At 72.5% G+C, this 23484-nt stretch carries 21 protein-coding genes; 11 read left to right on the forward strand and 10 right to left on the reverse strand.

The window, feature by feature from the left end; all coding sequences use genetic code 11:
• Nucleotides 1–20 precede the first annotated feature (20 nt).
• From ACH0A8_RS14555 to ACH0A8_RS14575, 5 genes are all read right to left on the reverse strand, one after another.
• The gene (locus ACH0A8_RS14555) at nt 21–1850 is read right to left on the reverse strand and encodes a thioredoxin domain-containing protein (RefSeq protein WP_406907433.1); all 1830 of its coding nucleotides are present in this window, start codon (nt 1848–1850) and stop codon (nt 21–23) included.
• Between the two features lie 116 nt (nt 1851–1966).
• The gene (locus tag ACH0A8_RS14560; RefSeq protein WP_326496904.1) at nt 1967–2497 is read right to left on the reverse strand and encodes an AAA family ATPase; all 531 of its coding nucleotides are present in this window, start codon (nt 2495–2497) and stop codon (nt 1967–1969) included.
• A 4-nt stretch (nt 2498–2501) separates the two neighbouring features.
• Complete coding sequence (locus ACH0A8_RS14565; RefSeq protein ID WP_251154464.1) at nt 2502–3569, reverse strand: NAD(P)-dependent oxidoreductase; 1068 nt, start codon at nt 3567–3569, stop codon at nt 2502–2504.
• Between the two features lie 126 nt (nt 3570–3695).
• A complete protein-coding gene (locus ACH0A8_RS14570) occupies nt 3696–4556 on the reverse strand; it encodes a sulfurtransferase (protein ID WP_406907434.1) in 861 nt (286 codons plus the stop codon).
• Nucleotides 4557–4815: 259 nt separating this feature from the next.
• On the reverse strand, nt 4816–6381 hold the full coding sequence (locus tag ACH0A8_RS14575; RefSeq protein ID WP_251160401.1) for an MFS transporter: 1566 nt from the start codon (nt 6379–6381) through the stop codon (nt 4816–4818).
• A 162-nt stretch (nt 6382–6543) separates the two neighbouring features.
• Between ACH0A8_RS14575 and ACH0A8_RS14580 the strand changes: the two genes are divergently transcribed.
• A complete protein-coding gene (locus ACH0A8_RS14580; protein ID WP_406907435.1) occupies nt 6544–7203 on the forward strand; it encodes a TetR/AcrR family transcriptional regulator in 660 nt (219 codons plus the stop codon).
• 192 nt (nt 7204–7395) lie between these two features.
• Here ACH0A8_RS14580 and ACH0A8_RS14585 read toward each other — a convergent pair whose 3' ends face one another.
• Nucleotides 7396–9027 (reverse strand): dolichyl-phosphate-mannose--protein mannosyltransferase, encoded by a 1632-nt coding sequence (locus ACH0A8_RS14585; RefSeq protein WP_406907436.1) that lies wholly within the window; start codon nt 9025–9027, stop codon nt 7396–7398.
• Nucleotides 9028–9080: 53 nt separating this feature from the next.
• Here ACH0A8_RS14585 and rsmI point away from each other — a divergent pair, with 53 nt between their 5' ends.
• The 5 genes from rsmI to ACH0A8_RS14610 all read left to right on the forward strand — a co-directional run bounded on the left by rsmI (nt 9081) and on the right by ACH0A8_RS14610 (nt 13882).
• Nucleotides 9081–9902, forward strand: coding sequence for a 16S rRNA (cytidine(1402)-2'-O)-methyltransferase (gene rsmI, locus ACH0A8_RS14590; protein WP_066655921.1), 822 nt, complete (start codon nt 9081–9083; stop codon nt 9900–9902).
• Nucleotides 9903–10022: 120 nt separating this feature from the next.
• Nucleotides 10023–11603, forward strand: a complete 1581-nt coding sequence (metG, locus tag ACH0A8_RS14595; RefSeq protein ID WP_406907437.1) for a methionine--tRNA ligase — start codon at nt 10023–10025, stop codon at nt 11601–11603.
• The gene (locus ACH0A8_RS14600) at nt 11600–12538 is read left to right on the forward strand and encodes a TatD family hydrolase (RefSeq protein ID WP_066655919.1); all 939 of its coding nucleotides are present in this window, start codon (nt 11600–11602) and stop codon (nt 12536–12538) included. The genes metG and ACH0A8_RS14600 overlap by 4 nt, the downstream gene beginning before the upstream one ends.
• A 2-nt stretch (nt 12539–12540) precedes the next feature.
• Nucleotides 12541–13389: a 16S rRNA (adenine(1518)-N(6)/adenine(1519)-N(6))-dimethyltransferase RsmA gene (gene rsmA, locus ACH0A8_RS14605; RefSeq protein ID WP_406907438.1), complete on the forward strand. Its 849-nt coding sequence runs from the start codon at nt 12541–12543 to the stop codon at nt 13387–13389.
• Between the two features lie 70 nt (nt 13390–13459).
• Entirely contained in the window at nt 13460–13882 is a 423-nt protein-coding gene (locus tag ACH0A8_RS14610) for a hypothetical protein (RefSeq protein ID WP_406907439.1), read from the forward strand.
• A gap of 136 nt (nt 13883–14018) precedes the next feature.
• Here the strand turns inward: ACH0A8_RS14610 and ACH0A8_RS14615 are convergent, their stop codons facing one another.
• Entirely contained in the window at nt 14019–14759 is a 741-nt protein-coding gene (locus ACH0A8_RS14615; protein ID WP_406907440.1) for an SDR family oxidoreductase, read from the reverse strand.
• 101 nt (nt 14760–14860) lie between these two features.
• Between ACH0A8_RS14615 and ACH0A8_RS14620 the strand changes: the two genes are divergently transcribed.
• On the forward strand, nt 14861–15718 hold the full coding sequence (locus ACH0A8_RS14620) for a helix-turn-helix transcriptional regulator (protein WP_209685564.1): 858 nt from the start codon (nt 14861–14863) through the stop codon (nt 15716–15718).
• A gap of 3 nt (nt 15719–15721) precedes the next feature.
• On the opposite strand, the gene ACH0A8_RS14625 is transcribed toward ACH0A8_RS14620, so the two are convergent.
• Both ACH0A8_RS14625 and ACH0A8_RS14630 read right to left on the reverse strand, forming a co-directional pair.
• Nucleotides 15722–16222: a hypothetical protein gene (locus ACH0A8_RS14625; RefSeq protein ID WP_406907441.1), complete on the reverse strand. Its 501-nt coding sequence runs from the start codon at nt 16220–16222 to the stop codon at nt 15722–15724.
• 265 nt (nt 16223–16487) lie between these two features.
• Nucleotides 16488–17201 (reverse strand): DUF3800 domain-containing protein, encoded by a 714-nt coding sequence (locus tag ACH0A8_RS14630; RefSeq protein ID WP_400429812.1) that lies wholly within the window; start codon nt 17199–17201, stop codon nt 16488–16490.
• Between the two features lie 97 nt (nt 17202–17298).
• Between ACH0A8_RS14630 and ACH0A8_RS14635 the strand changes: the two genes are divergently transcribed.
• From ACH0A8_RS14635 to ACH0A8_RS14650, 4 genes are all read left to right on the forward strand, one after another.
• Nucleotides 17299–18327, forward strand: coding sequence for a RimK family alpha-L-glutamate ligase (locus ACH0A8_RS14635; protein ID WP_271826672.1), 1029 nt, complete (start codon nt 17299–17301; stop codon nt 18325–18327).
• Between the two features lie 84 nt (nt 18328–18411).
• A complete protein-coding gene (locus tag ACH0A8_RS14640) occupies nt 18412–19458 on the forward strand; it encodes an LLM class flavin-dependent oxidoreductase (protein WP_209685568.1) in 1047 nt (348 codons plus the stop codon).
• The gene (locus ACH0A8_RS14645; RefSeq protein ID WP_251154472.1) at nt 19458–20765 is read left to right on the forward strand and encodes an O-acetylhomoserine aminocarboxypropyltransferase/cysteine synthase family protein; all 1308 of its coding nucleotides are present in this window, start codon (nt 19458–19460) and stop codon (nt 20763–20765) included. The genes ACH0A8_RS14640 and ACH0A8_RS14645 overlap by 1 nt, the downstream gene beginning before the upstream one ends.
• 35 nt (nt 20766–20800) lie before the next feature.
• Nucleotides 20801–21733, forward strand: a complete 933-nt coding sequence (locus tag ACH0A8_RS14650; protein ID WP_066655898.1) for a 4-(cytidine 5'-diphospho)-2-C-methyl-D-erythritol kinase — start codon at nt 20801–20803, stop codon at nt 21731–21733.
• Nucleotides 21734–21785: 52 nt separating this feature from the next.
• Here ACH0A8_RS14650 and ACH0A8_RS14655 read toward each other — a convergent pair whose 3' ends face one another.
• Nucleotides 21786–23444 carry a glycosyltransferase family 39 protein gene (locus tag ACH0A8_RS14655; protein WP_066655896.1) on the reverse strand — a complete coding sequence of 553 codons (1659 nt, stop codon included), beginning with the start codon at nt 23442–23444 and terminating at the stop codon, nt 21786–21788.
• Nucleotides 23445–23484 lie beyond the last annotated feature (40 nt).

The raw sequence follows: 23484 nt of genomic DNA on the forward strand, positions 1-23484 counted from the left end.
GGTCCGTGCGGCGGCTGTCGTCAGCGGAGCTGCTCGGCGAGCGCGGCGTCGCTCCGGGCCGGCAACGCACAGACGTGGTCGTGGCAGACGTAGGCGGCTGGTGCTGCGCTGTCCCGCTCGGCGAACAGCGAGAACCCGGCGGCGGCCCACGCCCGTGCCTGGTCCGGGGTCACGGTCGCGACCACGGTGCCCGGCCGGCGGGCGGCGAGGCCGGTCCGCCGCATCGGGTCGTCGTGCCCGGACACGACGACGACCTCACGCGAGGGACGCTGCAGGGCGAGCGCGACCCCGAGGGCGTCGGCGTGGCCGAGCGGCCGCTCGGTACCGGTGCGTGCACGGTCGGCAACGAGCCGCGTCGCGGCGTCCCGGAGTGCCCGGTCACCGGTGAGTGCGGCCAGTGTCGCCGCGGTCGCAGCCAGTGCGACGGTGCCGGACCGCAGTGCCGTCTGCGGCTGCTCACCCGTCGTCGTTCCGGCTGCCCGCAGGACCGGATCAGCCTCGAAGCGACCGGCGAGGCCGTCGTCGACGAGCGCGCGTGCCGTCTCGGCGTACCGGAGCTCGCCGCTGAGCAGCGCGAGTTCGAGCAGCCCCTCGGCGAGCAGTCCGACGTCCTCGATCGTGGGAGGCGCCGCGGACGTGCCGTGGGCGGTGCTCGACCGGACCACCACGTGCCCGTCGCCCACGTGGGCGGCCAGGACCGCGTCGGCAGCACCCTGCGCGAGGGCGGTGCACTCGTCGTCACCGCTCCGGGCCGCAGCACGCGCGAGCCCGCGGATCGCGAGGCCGTTCCACCCCGTCAGCACCTGGTCGTCGAGGGGTGGTGCGTCGAACCGCCCGCGCTCGTCGAGTGGCAGCCGGTACCAGTCGCCCTCGACGCGTCGCCCGTCGATGGTGGACTCGCTGTCCTGCGCCGCGACGAACGCGCCGTCGGGCCGTCGCAGCGTGTCGCGCAGGAAGTCGGCGATGCCCCGTGCCTGCTCGGCCCCGGCGATCGCGAGCAGCCCCGCGTTGTCGTAGAGCATCCGTTCGTAGTGCGGCACGCTCCAGTCGCGCTTGGTCGCGTACCGGAACACGCCGCCGTCTGCGTCCGTCAGCTCGGTCGTCCGGATCGCCCGGAGGCTCCGCTCGAGCAACCCGCGTGCGGCGGCGTCACCGTCGGCCGCGACGTCGGAGAGGAACTCGAGGAGCGGCGCGCTCGGGAACTTCGGCGCACCGCCGAAGCCGCCGTACGTGGTGTCCTCCGCCGAGACGAGCTGCGCGGTCACGGAGCGGATCGCGTCGACGGACGGGAGGCGCGGCGTGTCTGCGTCGGACCGCTCGCCACCCTGGGCGGTGGCGTCGGCCTGCGCCCCCTGCGCGATCGCCGCGGCGATCGCGCTCGCGTTCGCGTCCACCTCGTGCCGCCGCTGGGTCCAGGCATCGAGCACCGCCGTGAGGACCTGGCGGAACGACCCGACCTGGCCGACCGGGGTCGGCGGGTAGTAGGTCCCCGCGAAGAACACCCGCCCCTCGGGCGTCGCGAACGCGGTCAGCGGCCACCCGAGCTGCTGCGTGAAGGCGCTCGCGGAGGCCATGAGGCTGGCGTCCACGTCGGGCCGCTCTTCTCGGTCGACCTTGACGGCGACGAAGTCGCGACGGAGCAGCTCGCCGATCTCGGGGTCGGAGAAGCTCTCGCGCGCCATCACGTGACACCAGTGGCACGTGGCGTACCCGACCGAGACGAGCACCGGGACGTCGCGCTCCCGTGCCTCGGCGAACGCGTCGGGTCCCCACTCCCGCCAGTCCACCGGGTTGTCGGCGTGCAGACGGAGGTACGGGCTGACGGACGTTCCGAGCCGGTTGTCGTTCATGCGTCCAGCCTGCCCCGCGGGCGCTGGACGGTGCTGACGATCCGGTGGCCGGTGGACAGGTCGCTCGTCCACAGGCGCAGGCCGTGGAGTCCGGGACACCGTGCCCGGGCCGGCGGTCAGCCGGGCAGCCAACCCGTGAGCGACGCGAGCCGTCGCGCGATCACGAGCGGGGACCTGCCGTCGGTGTCCACCCGGGCGACCGTGTCCGCGACGGCCGAGTCGAGTCTCCCGGCCGTCGCCGTGCTGTGGGCGAGCTGCGCATGCGGGACCGTGCCGCCCGCCCGCCGGGCCAGACGCGCGGCGGTGGTGGCGTCGGAGGCGCGGAGCAGGACCGCGGTGACGAGCGGGTCGTCGCCCATCGCGGCGGCGAGCCGCTCGTGCTCGAGCACGGACACGGTGTTCGTGAAGACGAGCCGGTGGTGCCCGAGCTCGCGGTACGCCGCCCACATCGCGCGCAGGTTCCGCTCGGCGAGCCGGACGGCGGGGTGCGCCACGTGCGGAGCCGGGTGCGCGAGGTCCAGGAGGTCGCCCTCGATGACCGCGTGCGGGACGTCGGCAGCCACCAGCAGGTCGTGGAGCGCCTCGGCCGCGGTCGACTTGCCGACGCCCGAACGCCCGCCGACGAACAGGACCTCCGAGCGGGGCACCGGCTCAGCCCCTGCCGAGCGAGAGCAGCACGAGGGCGGCGTCCTCCGGGCCGTAGTCGAACATCCGCTCCCAGAACGGGTCCTCCGCCCAGGGGACGTCGCCGCCGGCCGGCACGGCGTGCGCGGTCTCGAGCAGCCAGTCGACCTCGGGCCGCACCGCGTCGGCGTACCGCGGGGGCTGCCAGCCGAGCGCCCGTGCCGCCGTCGTGTCGAGGACGAACGGCGACGGCGAGCTCCACGGGGTCGTCCCGACGAAGGCGGGGGCGTCCTCGTCGAGCAGGACCTCGTCGAAGCGGTGGTCGACGAGTCCGGCCACGGTCCGCACGATCTCCAGCACGTCGGGCGCGGTCTCGTCGGCCACGTTGAGGATCCGGCGGTCCGGAGCGTCGGCGACGAGGCGCACGAGTGACGCGATCCCACTCGCCGCCGTCGTGTGGTCGACGCCCCGTCCGTGGTCCGCGAGCAGGATCCGCTCCCGGCCGTCGAGCGCGCGACGCACCACGAACCACTCCCGGGGGCGGCCGATCCCGACGCCGTACACCTTCGAGGGGCGCAGCACGGTGACGGGAGCGCCGTGGTCGAGCAGGACCTGTTCGGCGGCGACCTTCGCGGCGCCGTAGCCCTCGCGCGAGGTCGGGTCGCCGTCGCCCGCGACGACGGTCGGCTGGAGCTCCGTGACCGCGCCGCCGAACACCGGCCGTCCGACCGAGTTCGCGTGCCGCCCTCGGTCGTCGACGTAGACCGCCTTCGAGGACACGAACACCGTCGAGCCGACGTCGTCGAGGAACGGTCGCAGCTGCAGGGCGTCGTCACGGGTCGCGCCCACGGTGTCGACGAGCAGGTCGGCGCCGGGACGCAGGAGTTCGCGGAGCACGCTCGTGTCGCGGCGGTCACCGGCCACGAAGGAAGCGCCGGCCGCCGTCAGCGCATCGGCTGCGGGACCGCCGTGTCGTGCCACGACGTCGATCTGCCAGTCGTCGCCACCGCGGCCGGAGACGTCGAGGAGGTCTCGGACCACCGCCGACCCGATCCCGCCGGTACCGCCGAGGACGACCGCGCGTCTGGTGCTCATGCGCCAACGCTAGTGCCGCGGGGACGGCCCGGACGCCCGGCCAGCCCGGCCAGCCCGGCCAGCCCGGTCAGCCCGGTCAGCCCGGTCGGCCCGGCCAGCGCGGTCGGCGTGGCCGACGTTGTGGCGTCAGGACGCGAGCAGCTCCGGCTCGAGGCGCCACCACTCGGCGAGCGAGCCGTCGTAGACCCTCACCTGGTCGTGCCCGAGCACCGTCAGGGCGAGCGCGTCGACGCAGGCCGCGCTGCCGACGCCGCAGTACGTCACGATCTCGTCGGCGTCGAGCACCGGCGCGAACACCTCGGCGAGTGCCGGGCCGCGGCGGAGGGTGTTGGTGTCGGGGTCGACCAGGTCGTCCGTGGTGATCGCCGTGCTGCCGGGGACCACGCCGGGGTGGTCGGATCCCAGCGCCGACGGGGGAGCCGCCAGGACGACCGCCGCGGGCTCCTCGCCGCGGACGGCGCGCAGGACACGGTCGTGGTCGGCCCACACGGGGCGTTCCTCGCCGGCCAGGAACGGCTCGGCGGACGGCGACGGGGTGCTGCCACGGAGCGGTCCGACGCGGACGGGCCGTCCCTCGTCCCGCCACTTGGTGAACCCACCGTCGAGCACCGCGACGTCGTCGAAGCCGAACGCGCGGAAGATCCACCAGAGCCGTGCCGCCCACTCACCGACGCTGTCGTCGTAGACCACCACGGTCGAGCCGTTGGTCACGCCCAGCTCGCGCGCGGCGGACTCGAAACGCCCCGCCGTCGGGCGGGTGAAGGGCACGTCCGCGTCGGGCGTCGAGAAGTCGTCGACCAGGTCGGCGTACCGGGCGCCCGGTACGTGCCCGTGCTGCTCGTACGCGTCGCGGGCGGCCTGCCAGTGCATCGCCGTGCCGACCCCGGTGGTGTGCACCGAGGCATCGAGGACGACGAGATCGTCGGCACCGATGTGGTCGGCGAGCCACTGCGTCGACACGAGCGGCGAGGTCAGGACGGGGGCCATGGCGCTCAGGGTAACCGGGGCCACTGATGTGCCGCAGGAGGACCGACACAGTGCGCAACGCCGCCGTCCCGACCACGGGGTGTGCCGAATCCGTGCGCACCGGAACGGCCGGGGTCGGTCGTTCCTTCGGCAAGCCCCGGGGACGCGACATCCCACGCGTCGATCGACGCGTGGGATGTCGCAGAGCGGGGGCAGAGCAGGGCAGGGCGGACCGGGGGCGGACCGGGCGCGGAGCGGAGCGGCTCGGGGAGCGGGGCGGCTAGTGCGCCGCTGCCGGGATGCTGCCCGTGGTCGCGGACGCCGCGCGCTCGAGCTTCGCGAGTCGCACCGACTGCCGGTTGATGAGCAGCCCGCCTGCGAGGGCGACGAGCACGAGCACCCCGGCCGAGATGCCGAAGGCGACGTGGTACCCGTCGATCACCGCCTGGGCCTGCTGCAGCTTCGTCGGTGCTGCCGAGAGGCCCGACAGGCTGTCCTTCACGACGTCGGCGAAGATCGTCGAGAGCAGGGCAGTGCCGATCGAGCCGCCGATCTGCTGCATCGTGTTGACCGTCGCCGAGGCCACGCCGGCGTCCGCCCGTGCGACACCGGTCGTCGCGGTGTTCATTGCGGACGAGAAGATCGTGCCCATGCCGAGACCGATGACGATCAGCGCCGGCAGGACGGTGCCCGCGTAGGTGCTGTCGACGTCGGTGCGGAGCAGCAGCAGGAGCCCGGTCGCCGCGACGAGTCCGCCCGCGAAGATCAGGACCTTCGGGCCGACGCGGGGGAGCAGCCGCCCGCCGATCTGCGTCGCCGACACCATGATCGACAGCGGCATCGGCAGGAACGCCAGACCGGTCTGCAGCGAACTGAAGCCGAGGGTCTGCTCGAGGTAGTACGTCAGGAACAGGAAGATGCCGAACATGCCGATCGCCACGAGGCCGATCGCGATGAAGGCACCGCCGCGGTCGCGGTCGAGGACGACGCGCAGCGGCAGGAGCGGGTGCGCGACGCGGGTCTCGATGACCACGAACGCGGCGACGAGCAGGACGCCCGCGGCGAGCATGACGATGGTGAGCGGGGCGTCCCAGCCGTTCGACTCGGCGTTCGAGAAGCCGTAGACGATGCCGACCAGACCCGCGGTGATCGTCAGCACACCGGCCACGTCGATGCGGGGACGCTCGACCTTCGGCGGCTTCGCCATGAACACGAGCGCACCGATGACCCCGAGGACCGCGAACACGACGTTCACGTAGAGGCACCAGCGCCAGGACGCGTACTCGGTGAGCACGCCGCCGAGCAGCAGGCCGATCGCCGCACCCGAGCCGGCGATGGACCCGAAGATGCCGAACGCCCGGCCGCGTTCCTTCGGATCGCGGAAGGTCGTGGTGAGCATGCCGAGCGCCGAGGGGGCGAGCAGGGCACCGAAGACGCCCTGCAGTGCGCGGGCGGCGACGAGCAGGCCGAACGAGTCGGCGAGACCGCCGAGCACCGAGGCCAGGGCGAACCCGACCAGGCCGACGATGAAGGTGGTCTTCCGGCCGAACAGGTCACCGAGGCGACCGCCGAGCAGGAGCAGGGAGCCGAACGCGAGCGAGTACGCGGTGACGATCCACTGCCGCTGGTCGGTGCCGAAGCCGAGGTCGGCCTGCGCCGAGGGGAGGGCGATGTTCACGATGGTCGCGTCGAGCACGACCATGAGCTGGGCGAGGGCGATGACCGCCAGCGCGATCCAGCGGTGGTTCGGCCTGTCGGAGCCGGAGCCGGTCGTGGTGCCGGCAGCACGGCCGGTCGTCGTCGGTGCCGACCCGGTCGGGGTCGGCACGGTCTGTTCTGCCGTCACGGCAGCCTCCTTCGGAGAAGGGTGGAGGTGGCGGAGCACGCGCCGTCGAGCGCTTCGCGAGGAGGTGGAACCGGATGTGGTGCATCCGTTTGTGTCGAGTGTAGACCGAAACGGAGCCACCGCATCCGTTTGTTCCCAGAATCGTCAACTACCGTCAACGTCGTGAGCACCACCGACACCGCGCACGACCTCGAGCGCCCCCTGCGCGCCGACGCCGCGCGCAACCGCGAGCTGATCCTGCAGACCGCGCGCCGGTGCTTCGCCGAGCGGGGCCTGTCGGTCACGTTGAACGACATCGCGCACGAGGCCGGGGTCGGCGTCGGCACCGTCTACCGCCGGTTCGCCGACAAGGACGCCCTGATCGAGGCGTTGCTCGTCACCAAGTTCGAGGCGATGAACGCCGCCGCCGCCCGAGCCGCGCAGGAGACCGATCCGCGCGAGGCCCTCCGCGTCTACCTGACGGGCGTGTTCGAGTTCCGCGCGCGCGACCGTGCCCTGGCGGACGCCATCGTCCGCGCGGGGAAGGCGCGGCCGTCGATCGTGCACGAGCGGGACCGGCTCGAGCGCCAGGTCGCGACCATCATCGAGCGAGCGGCGGCGTCCGGGGTGGTGCGGGCCGGGTTCAGCTACGCCGACCTGCCGATGCTCACGACGATGGTCGGCGCCGTCGCGGACGCCACACGCGCCCACGACCCCGACGCCTGGCGCCGCTACGCCGAGGTCGTGCTCGAGGGCGTGCTGCCCGGCGGCACCACCGACCCCATGGTCGGTGCCCCGCTCGACCGCACCGCCATCGAGCGCGCCCTGCACGGCCAGCCCTGACGGTCGCCTGACGCGGTATGCGCCGTGCGGGAGGCTCGTGGCGGCCGGGCACCGCGCCTCCGTGCCGACAGCGGGTCGGCAGTCACCGGCGTCCCGCGCGGTCACGTCCCCAGGGCCGGACCGCTCCAGCCAGCTCGGCAGCACCGCTCCAGCCAGCTCGGCAGCACCGCTACAGCCAGCTCGGCAGCACCGCTACAGCCAGCTCGGCAACCAGTAGTGCGACCGGACGAAGTCCCACGGCATCTGCAAGCCGGTCCACATCGGGTACCAGTAGGCCGACGCGAGCACGACGACACCGAGGTACACGCCGACCCAGACCAACGCCCGGGTCCGCCGCGGCCGCGGGTCGGTCCGAGAGCCGGCGACGAGTCCGATCGCCGCAGCCAGGGCGATGACGAGGAACGGCTCGAACGCCACCGTGTAGAACTGGAACACCGTGCGGTCGGTGTACAGCAGCCAGGGCAGGTACCCGCCCGCGACACCGATGAGCACGAAGCCGTACTCCCACCGGCGCCGCAGCACGAAGAGCACGAGCAGCGCGACCGCCGCGATCACCGAGGCGTACCAGACGAACGGGTTCGCGATGCCGGTGATCGCCTCGCCGCAGCGGTCCGCCCAGCAGCCGTCCTGCCCGTGGTTCGTCCCGACGTAGTACATCGACGTGGGGCGCTGCATGACGAGCCACAGCAGCGGGTTCGCCTGGTACGAGTGCGGGGTGTGCAGGCCGATGTTGAAGCCGTAGATCTCCGACTGGTAGTGCCACCAGTTCTGGAACGGGTCCGGCACCCACGCGAGCAGTCCCGTCCACCGCTCGCCGCCGGAGGCGATCCAGTTCCGGTCCCACCCACCGGAGGTCCGGAACCACCCCGTCCAGGACGCCAGGTAGGTCACGGCAGCGACCGGCACGGTGAGCAGGAACGTCACCGGCGCCTGCTGCAGGAAGGCGCTCGAGGACCAGAACGTCACGCCCGCCCGGCGGCGCATCACCATGTCGCTCAGCACGGAGTACAGGGCGAAGAACGCCAGGAAGTACAGGCCGGACCACTTCGTCGCGGACGCCAGACCGAGGGCGACGCCCATCGCGACGAGCCATGGCCGCCAGACCAGCACCGGCCCCCAGAGCGTGTCACCGCCGCCGTCCGCCCGGCGTCGGACCCAGTCGTCGAGCCGCCGCTGTGTCCACCGCCGGTCGAGCAGCAGCGCACCCGCGCCGAGCACGACGAAGAAGGTCAGGATGCCGTCGAGCAGCGTCACGCGCGACAGCACGATCGCCTGGCCGTCGATCGCGAGCAGGAAGCCTGCGAGCGTCCCGATCGCGGTCGAGCGGAACAGCGAGCGGGCGATGACCGCGGTCAGGGACACGGTCGCGGTGCCGAGCACGGCGACCGTGAACCGCCACCCGAACGAGCTGTCGGCGCCGAACAGCAGCATCCCGAGGCCGATCAGGTACTTCCCGAGCGGCGGGTGCGCGATGAACTCCGCCGCCCTCGAGTACAGGTCGGTCTCGCCGTCCGCGAAGCGCTGGTCGGTCGTCGGGGCGCCGTCGTCGGAGGAGTTCGCCGGCCAGGTGCCCTCGTAGCCGAGGTGCACGATCGACCAGCCGTCCTTGACGTAGTACGTCTCGTCGAACACGAGCGAGTGCGGGTGTCCGAGTCCCACCAGACGGAGCACGGCCGCCAGCAGCGTCACCGCGATCGGACCCGTCCAGCGCCACACGGCGACCCGCCGCGACGTCGAGAGGACCCGACCCCACCAGTCGTCGAGGCGGGAGCCGGCCGGTCCGTCGACGAGGGCGGTGCGGTCGTCGGTCAGCTCGCTGGTCATCGCCTGCATCCTACGGATCGCCGCCACGGCGGACCTGGCACCAGAATGGGGAGGTGATCGTCCTCGCAGCAACGCCCATCGGCAACCTCGGCGACGCGTCTCGTCGTCTCGTCGAGACCCTCTCGAACGCGAGCGTGGTGGCCGCCGAGGACACCCGGACCGCGATCCACCTGATGCGTGCGCTCGGCATCGAGAACCGCCCGCGCCTGATCGCCCTCCACGAGCACAACGAGCGCGCGAAGGCCGCCGAGGTGGTCGAGCTCGCCCGCGACGAGGACGTGGTGGTCCTCACCGACGCGGGCATGCCCGCGATCAGCGACCCGGGCTTCCCCCTCGTGGAGGCCGCGGCGGCCGCCGGGGTGACCGTCACCGCCCTGCCCGGGCCGTCCGCGGTGCTCATGGCGCTCGCCGTGTCGGGCCTGCCGACCGACCGGTTCAGCTTCGAGGGCTTCCCGACCCGCAAGGCGGGGGAGCGCCGTCGTCTCTTCGCGTCCCTGGCCGGTGAGCAGCGGACGATGGTGTTCTTCGAGTCACCGCACCGGCTCCCCGACACGCTCGCCGACATGGCCGCGGGCTTCGGGGACGACCGCCGCGCGGTCGTGTGCCGCGAGCTCACGAAGCTGCACGAGGAGGTCCGCCGCGACTCGCTCGCCGCGCTCGCCGCCTGGGCAGCCGACGGGGTGCGTGGTGAGATCTGCGTGGTCGTCGAGGGCTCGACCGGCGCGCTCGACGTGACGAGCATCGAGGACGGTGTGCGGCTCGTGCTCGAGCGGGTCGCCGCCGGGTCGCGCATGAAGGAGGCCGCCGCGGCGGTCGCGGACGCGACCGGCCTGTCGAAGCGCGACCTGTACGAGGGCGCGCTCGCCGCGCGGTAGGGCCGACCACCGTCGGTCTGGAGGCGCGGGGCGGGCCCGCCACCCGCCTCCCGTCCGGTTCTCCACAGGCGGCGCGCGGGGCGCGTCACGCGGCTCCGGCCCGCCCGTAGGATGGTCCGCATGTCCGACGGGTCCTCGTTCAGCATCACCACGCCGATCTTCTACGTGAACGACGTGCCCCACATCGGGCACGCCTACACCGAGGTCGCCGCGGACTTCATGGCACGGTGGCACCGGCAGCGGGGCGACGACGCCTGGCTGCTCACGGGGACCGACGAGCACGGCCAGAAGATCCTCCGGACCGCCAGCGCGAACGACGTGTCCCCGAAGGAGTGGGCCGACCGGCTCGTCACCGACGCGTGGAAGCCGCTGCTCGACACGGTCGACGTGGCGAACGACGACTTCATCCGCACGACCGACGAACGGCACGAGCGCGGCGTGACCGCGTTCCTGCAGAAGCTGTACGACGACGGCTACATCTACGCCGGCGAGTTCGAGGGCTTCTACTGCGTCGGGTGCGAGGAGTACAAGCAGCCGAGCGACCTCGTGCCCGGCACCGGTCCGTACGAGGGCCAGCAGGTCTGCGCGATCCACTCGATCCCCGTCGAGGTCCTCGCCGAGCGCAACTACTTCTTCCGGATGAGCGACTTCGAGCAGCGCCTGCTCGACCTGTACGAGTCGAACCCACAGTTCATCCAGCCCGAGAGCGTCCGCAACGAGATCGTCTCCTTCGTGAAGCAGGGCCTGCGCGACCTGTCGATCTCGCGCTCGAGCTTCGACTGGGGCATCACGATCCCCTGGGACCACGACCACGTGCTCTACGTGTGGTTCGACGCCCTGCTCAACTACGTCACCGCCCTCGGCTACGGGTCGGACGACGACGAGGCGTTCCAGCGCCTCTGGCCGAGCGTGCACATCGTGGGCAAGGACATCGCCCGCTTCCACGCGGTGATCTGGCCCGCCATGCTCATGGCGGCGGGCCTTCCCGTGCCGGAGCGCGTGTTCGGTCACGGCTGGCTGCTCGTCGGCGGCGAGAAGATGTCGAAGTCGAAGCTCACCGGCATCGCGCCGTCGGAGATCACCGACACCTTCGGCTCGGATGCCTTCCGCTACTACTTCCTCCGCGCCATCACCTTCGGGCAGGACGGCAACTTCAGCTGGGAGGACATCTCCGCCCGGTACTCGGCCGACCTCGCCAACGGCTTCGGCAACCTCGCCTCGCGTCTCGTCGCGATGCTGCAGAAGTACTTCGACGGTGCCGTGCCCTCGCGCGGCGAGCTGACCCCGTCGGACGAGGCGATCGACGCGCTCGCGGTGTCCGTCACCGAGCGTGCGGACGCCGCGGTCGAGGGCTTCGCGCCGCACGAGGCGATCGCCGCCGTGTGGGAGCTCGTCAACGCGCTGAACGGGTACATCACCGAGCAGGAGCCCTGGGCGCTGGCGAAGGACGAGTCGGCGCGCGAGCGTCTCGGCACCGTCCTGGCGACGGCCCTCCGCGGCCTCGGCACCGTGAACGTCCTCGTGTCCCCGGTGATGCCGAAGGCGACGGAGAAGCTCTGGGCGTCGATCGGTGCCGGCGGATCGGTGACCGAGCAGCGCGTCGACCGCGCCTACGAGTGGCAGGGCGCCGCAACCGTCGTGCCGCTCGGGTCCGGCCTGTTCCCGCGCATCGAGCAGCAGCCCGAGCAGGGCGCAGCGTGACCGACGCGGCGGACGGCTCGCACGTCCGGGCGCGTGGCGAGGGGGCGTCCGGCGGCTCGAAGCGCGACCTGAGCTACCCACCGCTGCCGCAGGCGCTCGTGGTGCCGGTGTACGACAACCACACGCACATGGAGATCGCCGACGGCGTCGGCGAGGGCGGCGACGGTCCGCTCGACTACCGCGAGCACCTCGACCGTGCGTCGAGCGTCGGGGTCCGCGGCGTCGTGCAGGTCGGCACCGACCTGGCGACGTCGGAGTGGTCGGCGCAGATCGCCGCGCGTGAGCCCCGCGTGCTCGCCGCCGTCGCGCTGCACCCGAACGAGGCGCCCGTGCTCGACGAGCAGGGGCTGCTCGACGAGCACCTCGCCGGCATCGAGCGGCTCGCGGCGCTGCCCCGCGTCCGGGCGATCGGCGAGACCGGTCTCGACTTCTTCCGCACCGGCGAGGACGGCCGCGCGGCACAGGTCCGCTCGTTCGAGGAGCACATCCGCATCGCGAAGGAGCACGACCTCGCGCTGACGATCCACGACCGTGACGCGCACGAGGCCGTGGTCGAGGTGCTCGACCGCGTGGGCGCTCCCGAGAAGACCGTCTTCCACTGCTTCTCCGGCGGTCCCGACCTCGCCCGGCTCTGCGCCGAGCGCGGCTGGTACATGTCCTTCGCCGGCACGGTCACGTTCAAGAACGCCCAGTCGCTCCGAGACGCCCTACAGGTCGCGCCGCGGCACCTGGTCATGATCGAGACGGACGCCCCGTTCCTCACGCCGACGCCGTACCGCGGCCGGCCGAACGCGCCGTACCTGATCCCGCTCACGCTCCGGTCGATGGCCGAGACCCTCGGTACCGACCCGTCGATGCTCGCGGCGCAGATCGCCTCGACGACCGAGCTCGTCTACGGTGCGTGGGACGCCGAGCCCGTCACGGTGGACCAGTAGTCGTGGGCGCACTGCTCGGCCCGGCGGAGATCCGGGACCTCGCCGCCAAGCTCGACGTCACCCCGACGAAGAAGCTCGGCCAGAACTTCGTGCACGACGCCAACACCGTGCGCCGCATCGTCTCGGCCGGCCGGGTCACGCCGGACTCCCGCGTGCTCGAGATCGGACCGGGGCTGGGCTCCCTGACCCTCGGGCTGACCGAGACCGGCGCGTCCGTCACGGCGGTGGAGATCGACGGTCGGCTCGCAGCCCAGCTGCCCGCGACCGTCGCGGCGATGCAGCCGGACGCGCGCCTGCGGGTCGTGCACCAGGACGCGCTCGCGGTGACTGCGGACGACCTGCCCGAGGCTCCGACGCACGTCGTGGCGAACCTGCCGTACAACGTCTCCGTCCCCGTGCTGCTGCACCTGCTCGCGACCTTCCCGACCATCGAGCGGGTGCTCGTCATGGTGCAGGCCGAGGTCGGCCACCGCATCGCCGCCGGGCCGGGCAGCAAGGTCTACGGGGCGCCGAGCGTCAAGGCCGCCTGGTACGGGTCGTGGTCGACCGCCGGGCAGATCAGCCGCCAGGTCTTCTGGCCGGTGCCGAACGTCGACAGCGTGCTCGTCGGGTTCGACCGTCGTGAGCGCCCGGGGGACGAGACGCTGCGGGCGCAGGTCTTCGAGCTCGTCGACGGGGCGTTCCAGCAGCGCCGGAAGATGCTCCGGCAGAGCCTGTCCGGGGTCCTGGGTTCCAGCGCCCGTGCGTCGGAGCTGCTGACCGCGGCCGGTCTCGACCCGACCGCTCGGGGTGAGGCGCTGTCGCCGGACGACTTCGTGCGCCTCGGACGGACGGTCCTCGCCGCCGCCTGACGGCAGGCGGTCGTGTCACCGCTCCGGCCCGGTGGTCGTCGTGTCGGCGACGGAGCCCTGGGCTGACCGCGTGCACGCTCGGACCTCACGCCTCGCCCTGGCGATCACGCTCCTCTTCCTCGCGGGCGGTGCACTCGTCGTGGTCGTCGCCGTCGTCGCCCTCGTCCGTGACGCCGGCGACGATGCTGCCTGGGCAGCCGCCCTGTTCGGAGCAGGCCTGGCGGCGTGGGGACTCTGGTTCAACCAGCTCGCGGACGAGGACGAGGACGGGGCGTCCACCGGGGCCGAGCCGCGGGCTGCGAGGAGCTCCATCGGCACCCTGGCGATGGTCGCCGTCCTGGCCGGGGGTGCCTTCTGGGTGCTCCGTGGGCCGCTGGACCGGACGCTGGCCGAGTCGCTCCTCGTCACCGCCATCGTGCTGGGGCTCTGGGCGTTGAACCGGGGTCTCGACGCGCGGATCCGGCGTCGGCGCGCCGCCGGCGAGGTCGACTGACGGAGCAGCGTGCTCCCGCCGGCGTCGGCGCCGGCGCCGGCACCGGTACCAGCACCGGCCCCGACCCCGACCGCGGCCTGACGGTCGACGTGCACACGTCTCCTCGCCCGGGGCTGATCCGCCCGTGGTGCGTGGCTCAGTGACCGCGGCCGGCCATCGCCTCGAGGATCTGCTGGTGCGTCCCGTCGCGCTCGGCCCAGCGCAGCGGCTGGACGTCCTGCACGAGGATCTCCGGCGCGGCACCGGAGTCGAGCAGACCCATCACCTCGTCCGTGAAAACGTCGAGGGGCATCCCGCCGAAGTCGGCGCCACCCATCAGGTCCGTCTGCACGGCCGGCGGGGCGAGCTCCAGCACCGCCACCGAGCTGCCGACGAGCTGCTGCCGGAGCGCCTGCGTGTACGAGTGCACCGCGGCCTTCGTGGCGCTGTAGGTCGGGGTCGCGGTCAGCGGGACGAAGGCCAGACCGGACGACACCGTGATCAGCGTCGCCGCCGGCCGGGAGAGCAGGTGCGGCAGGAAGGCGTCGATGAGCCGGATCGTCCCGACCAGGTTGGTCTGGACGGTCGCGAGTGCGTCGTCGATGTGTCCGGGGTCGCGCAGGTCCTCGTTGCGCATGATGCCCGACATCGTGACGACGGTGTCGAGCTCCGGCCAGCGGGCCGTCACGTCCGCTGCCGCGCTCGCGATGGAGTCCGCGTCGGCGACGTCGATCGCGACGGTACCGAAGCCGTGCTCGGCGGCGAGGGCGTCCAGGCGGTCCTGGCGGCGGCCGCCGATGACGACGGTGCTGCCGGCGGCCTGCAGGCGCTGCGCGAGGGCGAGCCCGAGGCCCGAGGTCGCGCCGGAGATGAAGACGGTGCTGTTCGTGGTGTCCATGCCGACCACGATGCTCCTGCGCGCGGGGCTCCTCCAGGGCGCGGGCATCGGGGGACCGGCGGTCCCTGGCTCCGCTCCGGCCGAGACGGCACGATGGGGGCATGGACCGCCCCGCGCTCGCCGACTTCCTGCGCCGCCGCCGCGAGCTGCTGCGCCCCGAGGACGTCGGCCTCGGCAGTGGTCCCCGTCGGCGGACCCCCGGACTCCGTCGCGAGGAGGTCGCCGCACTCGCCGGGATGAGCGTCGACTACTACACGCGGCTCGAGCAGCAGCGGGGCCCGCAGCCGTCGGAGCAGATGGTCGCGGCGATCGCCCGGGCCCTCCGGTGCAGCCTCGACGAACGCGACCACCTGTTCCACCTCGCCGGGCACACGGCGCCGGTCCGGATGCACCGCGCGGACCACGTGGACCCCGCGATCCTGCGTGTGCTCGACCGGCTCGAGGACACCCCGGCGATCGTCGTGAGCCACCTCGGTGAGACGCTCGTCGAGAACCGGCTCGCTCGGGCACTGCTCGGCGGATCCGTCGACCTGCCCGGCAACGAGCGCTACCAGGCGTGGCGCTGGTTCGTCTCGGGGACGGAGCAGGCGAAGTACGCGCCCGAACAGCACGAACGACTCGGTCGGGTGGTGGTCGCGTCGCTCCGCGCGGCCGTCGGGCTCGCGGGGCCGAGCGACCGTCGGGCGACGGAGCTCGTCGCCGAACTGCAGCGCCGCAGCCCGCAGTTCCGGGAGCTCTGGGAACGCCACGAGGTCGCGACCCGCTGGTCGGACGACAAGACCATCGTGCAGCCCGAGCTCGGCCGGATCACCGTCGACTGCCAGGTGCTCCACACCGACGACCAGGCGCAGGCGCTCCTGTTGTTCACCGCGCCCGCGGGGAGCGAGGACGCGCAGAAGCTCGAGCTCCTCGGCGTCGTCGGCACGCAGCAGTTCGGCGCCGACCGCGTCGCGCGCTGATCCTCAGTCCGCCGACGCACCCCGTGCCCGCAGGGCCTCGACGACGGCTTCGGGGTCGTTGCACCGGAACCGCAGCGACCGCGCCCCGCGGATCGCGACCTGCACGCCGGGTCCGCCGTCGAGCAGCACCGCCGTGCCGCCGGGGACGAGCCGGATGCCGAGCCCGCCGGAGTTGCCGCCCGTCATGTGCACGACCTCGGCCGACGTGATCTGCTCGGGGGCGACGCGCCGCCGGTACCACCAGGGGCGGACACGGACCTCGAGCACCTCGTCGACCCGCACCGTCATCCGCATGGTCATCATCCCGATGCCGAGCGCGACCGTGACGGCGAGGGTGACCACCAGCACGCCGACGTCCGACGCCGACGGCGGCTGGTCCTGCCACCCCGCCGGCACCGCGAGCACGAGCGTCGTGATCCCGACGGCGGTCGCGATCACGGCCCACCCCACGACGGTCATCACACGGCCGGGACGGACGGTCTCCTCGTACGCGGGGTAGGACATGCGTTCCACCCTCGCACACCCGGCGCTCCGGCACGAGGTGACCCCGCGCAGGAGCTCGAACTGCTCGGTGTCAGCCGTACGGGACGATCCTCCTCCGGTCGGTTCCCTCCACCGGCGTCAGGCGCGTCGGCGGTCCGGAACGTTGTGGTCCCTACTCGCCGCTGGTACCCTCGGTCAGGCAGGACGCTTCGGCCTCCCGCACCCAGCCAACGCCCCGCTGACGCGGGGCGTTGTGTCTTGTCCCGCCCTGACGGCGCCGTCGCGCTCAGGGGGACCAGACGTACTCGACGATGGTGATCTCCTTCACCAGAGCAACGATCTTCGCAACGGCATCGGCGGCGCGTGGGTCCTTCTCCTCGATCGTGCGGGACCGGTTCAAGAAGAAGGTGGCGAGATCAGCGGCCTGCAGCATCCTGCTCTCGTGGGAGGGGCCGAAGTAGATCGTGTCCGCTATCCGGGTGAGCGGTTTCCGCGTGTACCCGGGAACGCTCTCGACCTTGAAGCTGCGGAGACTCCGACGCGCGCCTGCAGCAGAGTGGTGTTCGTCGGCCAGCACGAGACCGAGCTGATCGTTCCGGTCCAACCATCCGAGCCGTTCGTGCACACACTCGAGTAGATGAGCGAGCGTGAGGAGATGCGCGGGGAACGCGCGCGAGCCGTACCGGCGTCGGTGAGCGTACAGGTCGACACCCCGGAAGACGAAGGATGCCGTGGATCGAGACAGGACCTTGGCCGCGAGTGTGCACGCCTTGACCCTCCACCCGAGGGGTACCCGTTTCCACCGCCCTCGACCGTGGAACATCTCGACCGCGTGGAACTCGGTGGCCGCGTCGAAGCCGGCCACGTTCGCAGCGAGCAGGCGTCCGATCCCGTCGAACCCTTGCTCGATCGACTGCACGGCGCTGGCGTCAGCGACGAGACCTCCGAAGAAGTAGAAGGCGTCGTCCCTCGCGGATTCGTCGATGAAGATGAGTCGCACCGGGGCACCGTACTGATGTTCCACATGCTCGTCCCGCGTTCGCAACGGCGCGTCACACACCTGGCACCCCCAGGGGGAGCGTGCCTAGGGTGGCCCGGTGACAACTCCGCGCGTGTACGTCATCCACGAGAACCCCGAGTGGTTCCCGCCGTTCGCCGCTGCCTTCGCGGCAGAAGGGGTGCCGGTCGAGGAACTCCTGCTCACCGACGGCGGTGCCCTGGGCAGCATCGACCTGACCGCCGAGCCGGCTCCGGGCGTCTACTGGTCGCGGATGTCCGCGTCGAGCCACACCCGCGGCAACGAGCACAGCAAGGAGTACGCCCGCGCGCTGCTCGGCTGGCTCGAGCGCTCCGGTGCGACGGTCGTGAACGGCAGCCACGTGCTCGAGCTCGAGGTGTCGAAGGTCGCCCAGCACGGGCTCCTCCGGGACGCCGGCTTCGACGTGCCCCGCACGACCGCGGTCTTCGGGTCGGCCGCCCTGCAGGACGCCGCGCGGACCTTCACGGACGGGCAGGACGTCCCGTTCATCACGAAGCACAACCAGGGCGGCAAGGGCCTCGGCGTCCGCCGTTTCGACACCCTCGCCGAGTTCGACGCGTACGTCGACAGCCCCGAGTTCGAGGCCCCCGTCGACGGCATCACGCTGCTCCAGGAGCTCCTGACCGCCCGCGAGCCGTTCATCACCCGAGCCGAGTTCGTCGGCGGCGAGTTCGTCTACGCGGTCCGTGTCGACACGAGCGCCGGCAGCTTCGAGCTCTGCCCGGCCGACGCGTGCGAGGTGCCCCAGGCCATCGCCGGCGCCGTCTGCGACGTGCCCGGCGCCGAGACGACCGGCACCGGGGCACCGGGCGCACCGGCCGCCTTCAGCATCCGTGACGAGGTCACGGCCCACCACCCGCTCGTGCAGCAGCTCCGGACGTTCCTCGCCGACCAGCGCATCCAGGTCGCGGGTGTCGAGTTCATGGAGACCACGGACGGCCGCACGGTCGTCTACGACGTGAACACGAACACGAACTACAACCCCGCCGTCGAGGCGGTCGCGCCGGTCTCCGGTCCGCGCGCGATCGCGCGCTTCACCGGCGCGCTCCTCGAGCAGGCGTACGCCACGTCGGCGACCACGGCCTGAGACGACACCACCCACCGGCCTGGAGGCTCGTGGCGGGCCCGCCCCGCGCCTCCCGGCCGTCACGACACACCTGAGGAACCACTCGTGCGATTCGGATACTGGACCCCGCTCTTCGGCGGCTGGCTGCGCAACGTCGAGGACGAGGACATGCCCGTCACCTTCGACTACGTGAAGCGGCTGGCGCAGCGTGCCGAGCGGATCGGCTTCGACCTGACGCTCGTGCCGGAGCTCAACCTCAACGACATCAAGGGGACGGCCGCGCCGAGCCTCGAGGCGTGGGCGCTCGCGGCCGCGCTGGCCGCGACGACCGAGCGGCTCGAGATCATGGCCGCGATGCGTCCGGGCTACCACCTGCCTGCGGTGACGGCGAAGCAGGCCGCGACCATCGACGAGATCTCCTGTGGTCGCTTCACGTTCAACGTCGTGAGCGCGTGGTGGGCGGAGGAGGCCCGTCAATACGGCGGCATCTTCTCCGAGCACGACGACCGCTACGCGCGGACCGAGGAGTTCGTCGCGATCCTCAAGGGCCTCTGGGCCGAGACGCCGTTCTCGTTCACGGGCGAGTACTACGACGTGCAGAACACGCACCTCGAGCCGAAGCCGCGGGTCACCCCGCGCATCTACGCCGGCGGCGAGAGCGAGGCGGGCAAGAGCTCGATCACCCGCTTCGCCGACGCGTACCTGACACACGGCGGCACCGTCGACGAGCTCCGCACGAAGATCGACGAGATGAAGCGTCGCCGCGAGGACGCCGGCGCCGCGCCGTTCGAGGCATTCGGCATGGCCGCGTACGTGATCGTCCGCGAGACCGAGGAGGAGGCGCAGGCCGAGCTGGCCCGCATCACCGACGTCCGCCACGGGAAGGCGTACGAGTCGTACCAGGACTTCATCTCGAAGTCGCAGCTCGAGCACGTGCCGTCGCTCGAGGACTACTCGGTGTCGAACCGCGGTCTGCGCCCCGGGTTCGTCGGTACGCCGCAGCAGGTCGCCGACCGGATCCGCGAGTTCGAGGACGCCGGGGTCGACACGCTCCTGCTGCAGTTCTCGCCGCAGGCCGAGGAGATGGAGCGCTTCGGCGAGCAGGTCATCCCGCTCGTCCGCGCCGCCGTCCCCGCCGAGCCGGTCGCCTGATGGCGGCCGAGGACGACTGGGCGTTCGAGACGCGGCAGATCCGGGCCGGCTTCACGGCCGACCCCGGCTTCGGGGCGAACGTGCCCCCGATCGCGCAGAGCGCGGCCTTCGTGTACCCCTCGGGCGAGGACGCGGCGGCGCGCTTCATGCTCGACGCACCTGGACACACCTACACACGCGTCAACAACCCGTCTGCGGCGGCCCTGGAGCGACGCGTCGCGGACCTCGAGGGCGGGGTCGGAGCACTGGCGCTGGCGTCCGGTCAGGCGGCGACCTCGCTGGCGGTGCTCGGCGTCGCGCGGGCGGGCGCCCACGTCGTCTCGTCGGCGTCGCTCTACGGTGCGACCTACACGCTCTTCCACTCGACGCTGAGCGACCTCGGCATCTCGTTCACCTTCGTGCAGGACCCGACGGACCTCGACGAGTGGCGCGCCGCGGTCCGTCCGGAGACGCGGGCGTTCTTCGGCGAGAGCATCCCGAACCCGCGTGGCGACGTGCTCGACTTCGCGGGGGTCGCCGGTGTCGCGCACGACGCCGGGGTGCCGCTCATCGTCGACAACACCATCGCGACGCCGTACCTCGTGCGACCGATCGAGCACGGCGCGGACATCGTCGTGCACTCGGCGACGAAGTACCTCGCCGGCCACGGCAGCGCCGTCGCCGGGATCATCGTCGACGGCGGGAACTTCGACTGGGCGGCGCAGGCGGAGAAGTACCCGCAGCTCACGACGGTCGAGCAGTCCGGGTTCGCCGGGACGGCCTTCGCCGAGAAGTTCGGCCGCCGCGCGTTCATCCAGCGCACCCGGTCGAAGCTGTCCGCCGACCTCGGCCCCGCGATCGCCCCGTTCAACGCCTTCCTCGTCCTGCAGGGCATCCAGACGCTGTCGCTGCGCATGGACCGGCACGTGGCGAACGCGGCCGCGGTCGCCTCGTGGTTGGACGGACACGCGCAGGTCGAGCACGTGCACTACGCCGGGCTGCCCTCGTCGCCGTGGCACCACCTGCAGCAGCGCTACGTGCCGAAGGGGCCGTCGGCCGTGCTGGCGTTCGACCTCGCCGGTGGGGTCGCTGCCGGTCGCCGGTTCGTCGCCGCGCTCGAGCTCTTCGACCACGTGTCGAACCTGGGCGACGTCCGGTCGCTCGTCGTGCACCCCGCGTCGACGACCCACGTGCAGATGACCCCGCAGCAACGCGCGGCCGCCGGCGTCGGGGAGGGCATGATCCGCCTGTCGATCGGTCTGGAGCACGTGGACGACATCCTGGCCGACCTGGCTCGCGGGTTCGCGGCGGCGGGGACCTCGGCGTAGTCCGCGGCCCGGCGCGGGGAGGATAGGTTGGACGCATGACCTCGCTGGCCGCACCGACCCGCGTGCGGGTGCGCGCTCCCGGCAAGATCAACGTGTTCCTGTCCGTCGGCGCGCTGCAGGACGACGGCTACCACGACGTGGCGACCGCGTACCAGGCGGTGTCGCTGTACGAGGACGTCACCGCGGAAGCGGCCGACGACTTCTCCGTGCGCTTCACGGGACCGATCGACACCAGTGCGGTCCCGACCGACGACTCGAACCTGGCGATCCGCGCCGCGCGTCTCGTGGCCGAGGCCGCCGGGCACCGGGGCGGCGTCCGGCTCACCATCGACAAGCAGGTCCCCGTCGCCGGCGGGATGGGCGGGGGATCGGCCGACGCCGCGGCGACCCTGCTCGCGTGCGACACCCTCTGGGGCACCGCCCTCGGGCGGGACGAGCTGCTGCGGCTCGCGGCCCGACTCGGCGCGGACGTCCCGTTCGCCTTCGCCGGCGGCACCGCCGTGGGGACGGGTCGCGGTGACGAGCTGAGCCCGGCGCTCGCCAAGGGGGAGTTCCACTGGGTCCTCGCGCTCAGCGAGGACGGTCTCTCCACCCCTGCTGTCTACCGGGCGCTCGACGAGCACCGGGAGCGCTACCGGGCCGACATCCGCCCGGCTCCCACGACCCCCGTCGTCGAGGCGAACGTGCTCCAGGCGCTCCGTGCCGGCGACGCGGACCTGCTCGCGGACTGCCTGCACAACGACCTGCAGGCACCCGCGATGCGGCTGCAGCCGGGGCTCGCGGCGACGATCGAGGTGGGGGAGAAGGCCGGCGCGCTCGCGGGCATCGTCTCGGGGAGCGGCCCGACGGTCGCGTTCCTGGTCGCCGACCGCGATGCTGCGCTCGAGGTGCAGGTCGAGCTCAGCGCCTCCGGGCTCGTCGCGCTCCGGGCGACCGGCCCGGTGCACGGTGCCCGCGTCGTGCACTGACCACCGGACCCGCGGTGCCGACTGACCACCGGACCTACGGTGCCGTCGGGGCTCAGTCGCGGACGAACTCCGTGATGACGACCCGACCGGTCCGCCACTTCTGCTCGACGTGGAAGCCGTGCTCGGCGAGCACCTCGGTCGTCTCCGGCTGGATGTTGCGGGCCTTCGGGGTGCCGCCGACGAACCACACGGTGTCGATGTCACCGAGGCGTGCCGGGATCGTCGACGCCAGGTCGCCGTTCTCGTTCCAGAGCACGCCCGTCTCGGCGCCGTTCTTCCGGATGCCCAGGTCGGTCATCCCGGTGAACGCCCAGGGGTAGGAGACGCGGATGATCTCCGCGGTGGACGTCGGGTGCCCGTAGACGCTGCCGAAGACGACGCCCTCGTTGGCGCCGGTGTTCGCCCCACGCTCGGCGGCGATGATCGACGCGGCGTTCGCCCAGGTCGACTCCTGCTTCGACCGGGGCGTCTTGACGTCGATCGCGCTCGGGACGCTGATGACGAGGAAGACCGCGAGCAGCGCGGCGATCAGGGCCTTCCGCCGCAGGGCGGTGATCGCGAGCGCGATGAGGAGCGCGACGAACGGCATGCTCAGCGATGCGTACTTGGGGGAGTAGAGGTGCTTGCCGAGTGCCGTCGCGGCGAGCAGTGCCCCGGTCGGCAGCAGTGCCAGCGGCAGGGCGATCCGGACCGCCTGTGCCCGGAGGAGCGCGCGGACGGTGGGGACGCGGCGGTGTGCGGCGACCAGGGACACGACGACACCGATGACGAGGAGCGTCCACGCGACCGCGGCGTACGAGTCGATCCCGCCGAACCACGAGGTGGCGAACACCTGGCGCGGGGTGCGCTGCGTGATGCCCGAGATCCACGCGACCTGCTTGGACTGCTCCGTGACCTCGAGCACGAGCGGCGACGCGAGGAGCGCGGCAGCTGCGGCGGCGACGACCCAGCGGACGAGGACGACACGGCCCACGAGCGGGTCACCGGCGTCCGACCGCCGGGTCCACGTACGCGACCGGCGCTCGGCCAGCCACGTCCAGGCCAGGGCCGCCGCGTGTGCGACCACGGCGAGCGCGAGGTACACGTTGAAGCAGACGGCCAGGAGCGCGAGCAGCCCGTAGGCGACCCACCAGCGGATGCTCGACGCCCGCGTCGCCCCGGACCGGGTGCGTCGGACGGCCGTGATGCCGACGAGCGTCAGTGCGACGGCCAGGGTCGTGACGGTCGCGTAGGGGCGGCCCTCGGACCCGGCCCACTGCACGCGGGGGATCGCGAGGAACACGAGACCGGCGACGATGCCGAGCCGACGACCACCCAGGCGGCGTCCGAGTGCGACGACGAGCCCGGCGGTGACGCCGATGGCGAGTGCGCTCGGGAAGCGGAGGGTGAACGGCGTGTACCCCACGAGCCAGAACCAGGCGTGGATGAGTGCGTAGTACAGGCCGTGCACGGCGTCCACGTTGTGGAGTTCGGCCCAGAGCTGCGGCCAGCTGCGCGTGGCGCTGGTGACCGTCGCGGCCTCGTCGTACCAGAGCGAGGGGACCCAGGCGAAGAGCGCGCCCGTGACGACGCCGAGCGCACCCACGGTGAGTTCGGGGGTCCGGACTGCTGCGACACGCAGGGCCGTGGACGCGGACCGCAGGCGGGTACGGACCGGCGCGACCCCGGCGGAGGCGGGGACGTGGATGGTGCCGGTCTGTGGTGCAGTCACGCCCGCGACGGTAGCGCGCACGGCTGGGCGCGTGCCCCGT

It is taken from the genome of Curtobacterium sp. 179-B 9B NHS, assembly GCF_045370965.1.
Taxonomy (GTDB): domain Bacteria; phylum Actinomycetota; class Actinomycetes; order Actinomycetales; family Microbacteriaceae; genus Curtobacterium.

Coding starts and splice junctions, on each gene's coding strand:
- ACH0A8_RS14555 (WP_406907433.1), bottom strand. CDS start 1,850: ATGAACGACAACCGGCTCGGAACGTCCGTCAGCCCGTACCTCCGTCTG.
- ACH0A8_RS14565 (WP_251154464.1), bottom strand. CDS start 3,569: ATGAGCACCAGACGCGCGGTCGTCCTCGGCGGTACCGGCGGGATCGGG.
- ACH0A8_RS14570 (WP_406907434.1), bottom strand. CDS start 4,556: ATGGCCCCCGTCCTGACCTCGCCGCTCGTGTCGACGCAGTGGCTCGCC.
- ACH0A8_RS14585 (WP_406907436.1), bottom strand. CDS start 9,027: ATGACCAGCGAGCTGACCGACGACCGCACCGCCCTCGTCGACGGACCG.
- metG (WP_406907437.1), top strand. CDS start 10,023: ATGTCCGACGGGTCCTCGTTCAGCATCACCACGCCGATCTTCTACGTG.
- ACH0A8_RS14615 (WP_406907440.1), bottom strand. CDS start 14,759: ATGGACACCACGAACAGCACCGTCTTCATCTCCGGCGCGACCTCGGGC.
- ACH0A8_RS14620 (WP_209685564.1), top strand. CDS start 14,861: ATGGACCGCCCCGCGCTCGCCGACTTCCTGCGCCGCCGCCGCGAGCTG.
- ACH0A8_RS14625 (WP_406907441.1), bottom strand. CDS start 16,222: ATGTCCTACCCCGCGTACGAGGAGACCGTCCGTCCCGGCCGTGTGATG.
- ACH0A8_RS14645 (WP_251154472.1), top strand. CDS start 19,458: ATGGCGGCCGAGGACGACTGGGCGTTCGAGACGCGGCAGATCCGGGCC.
- ACH0A8_RS14650 (WP_066655898.1), top strand. CDS start 20,801: ATGACCTCGCTGGCCGCACCGACCCGCGTGCGGGTGCGCGCTCCCGGC.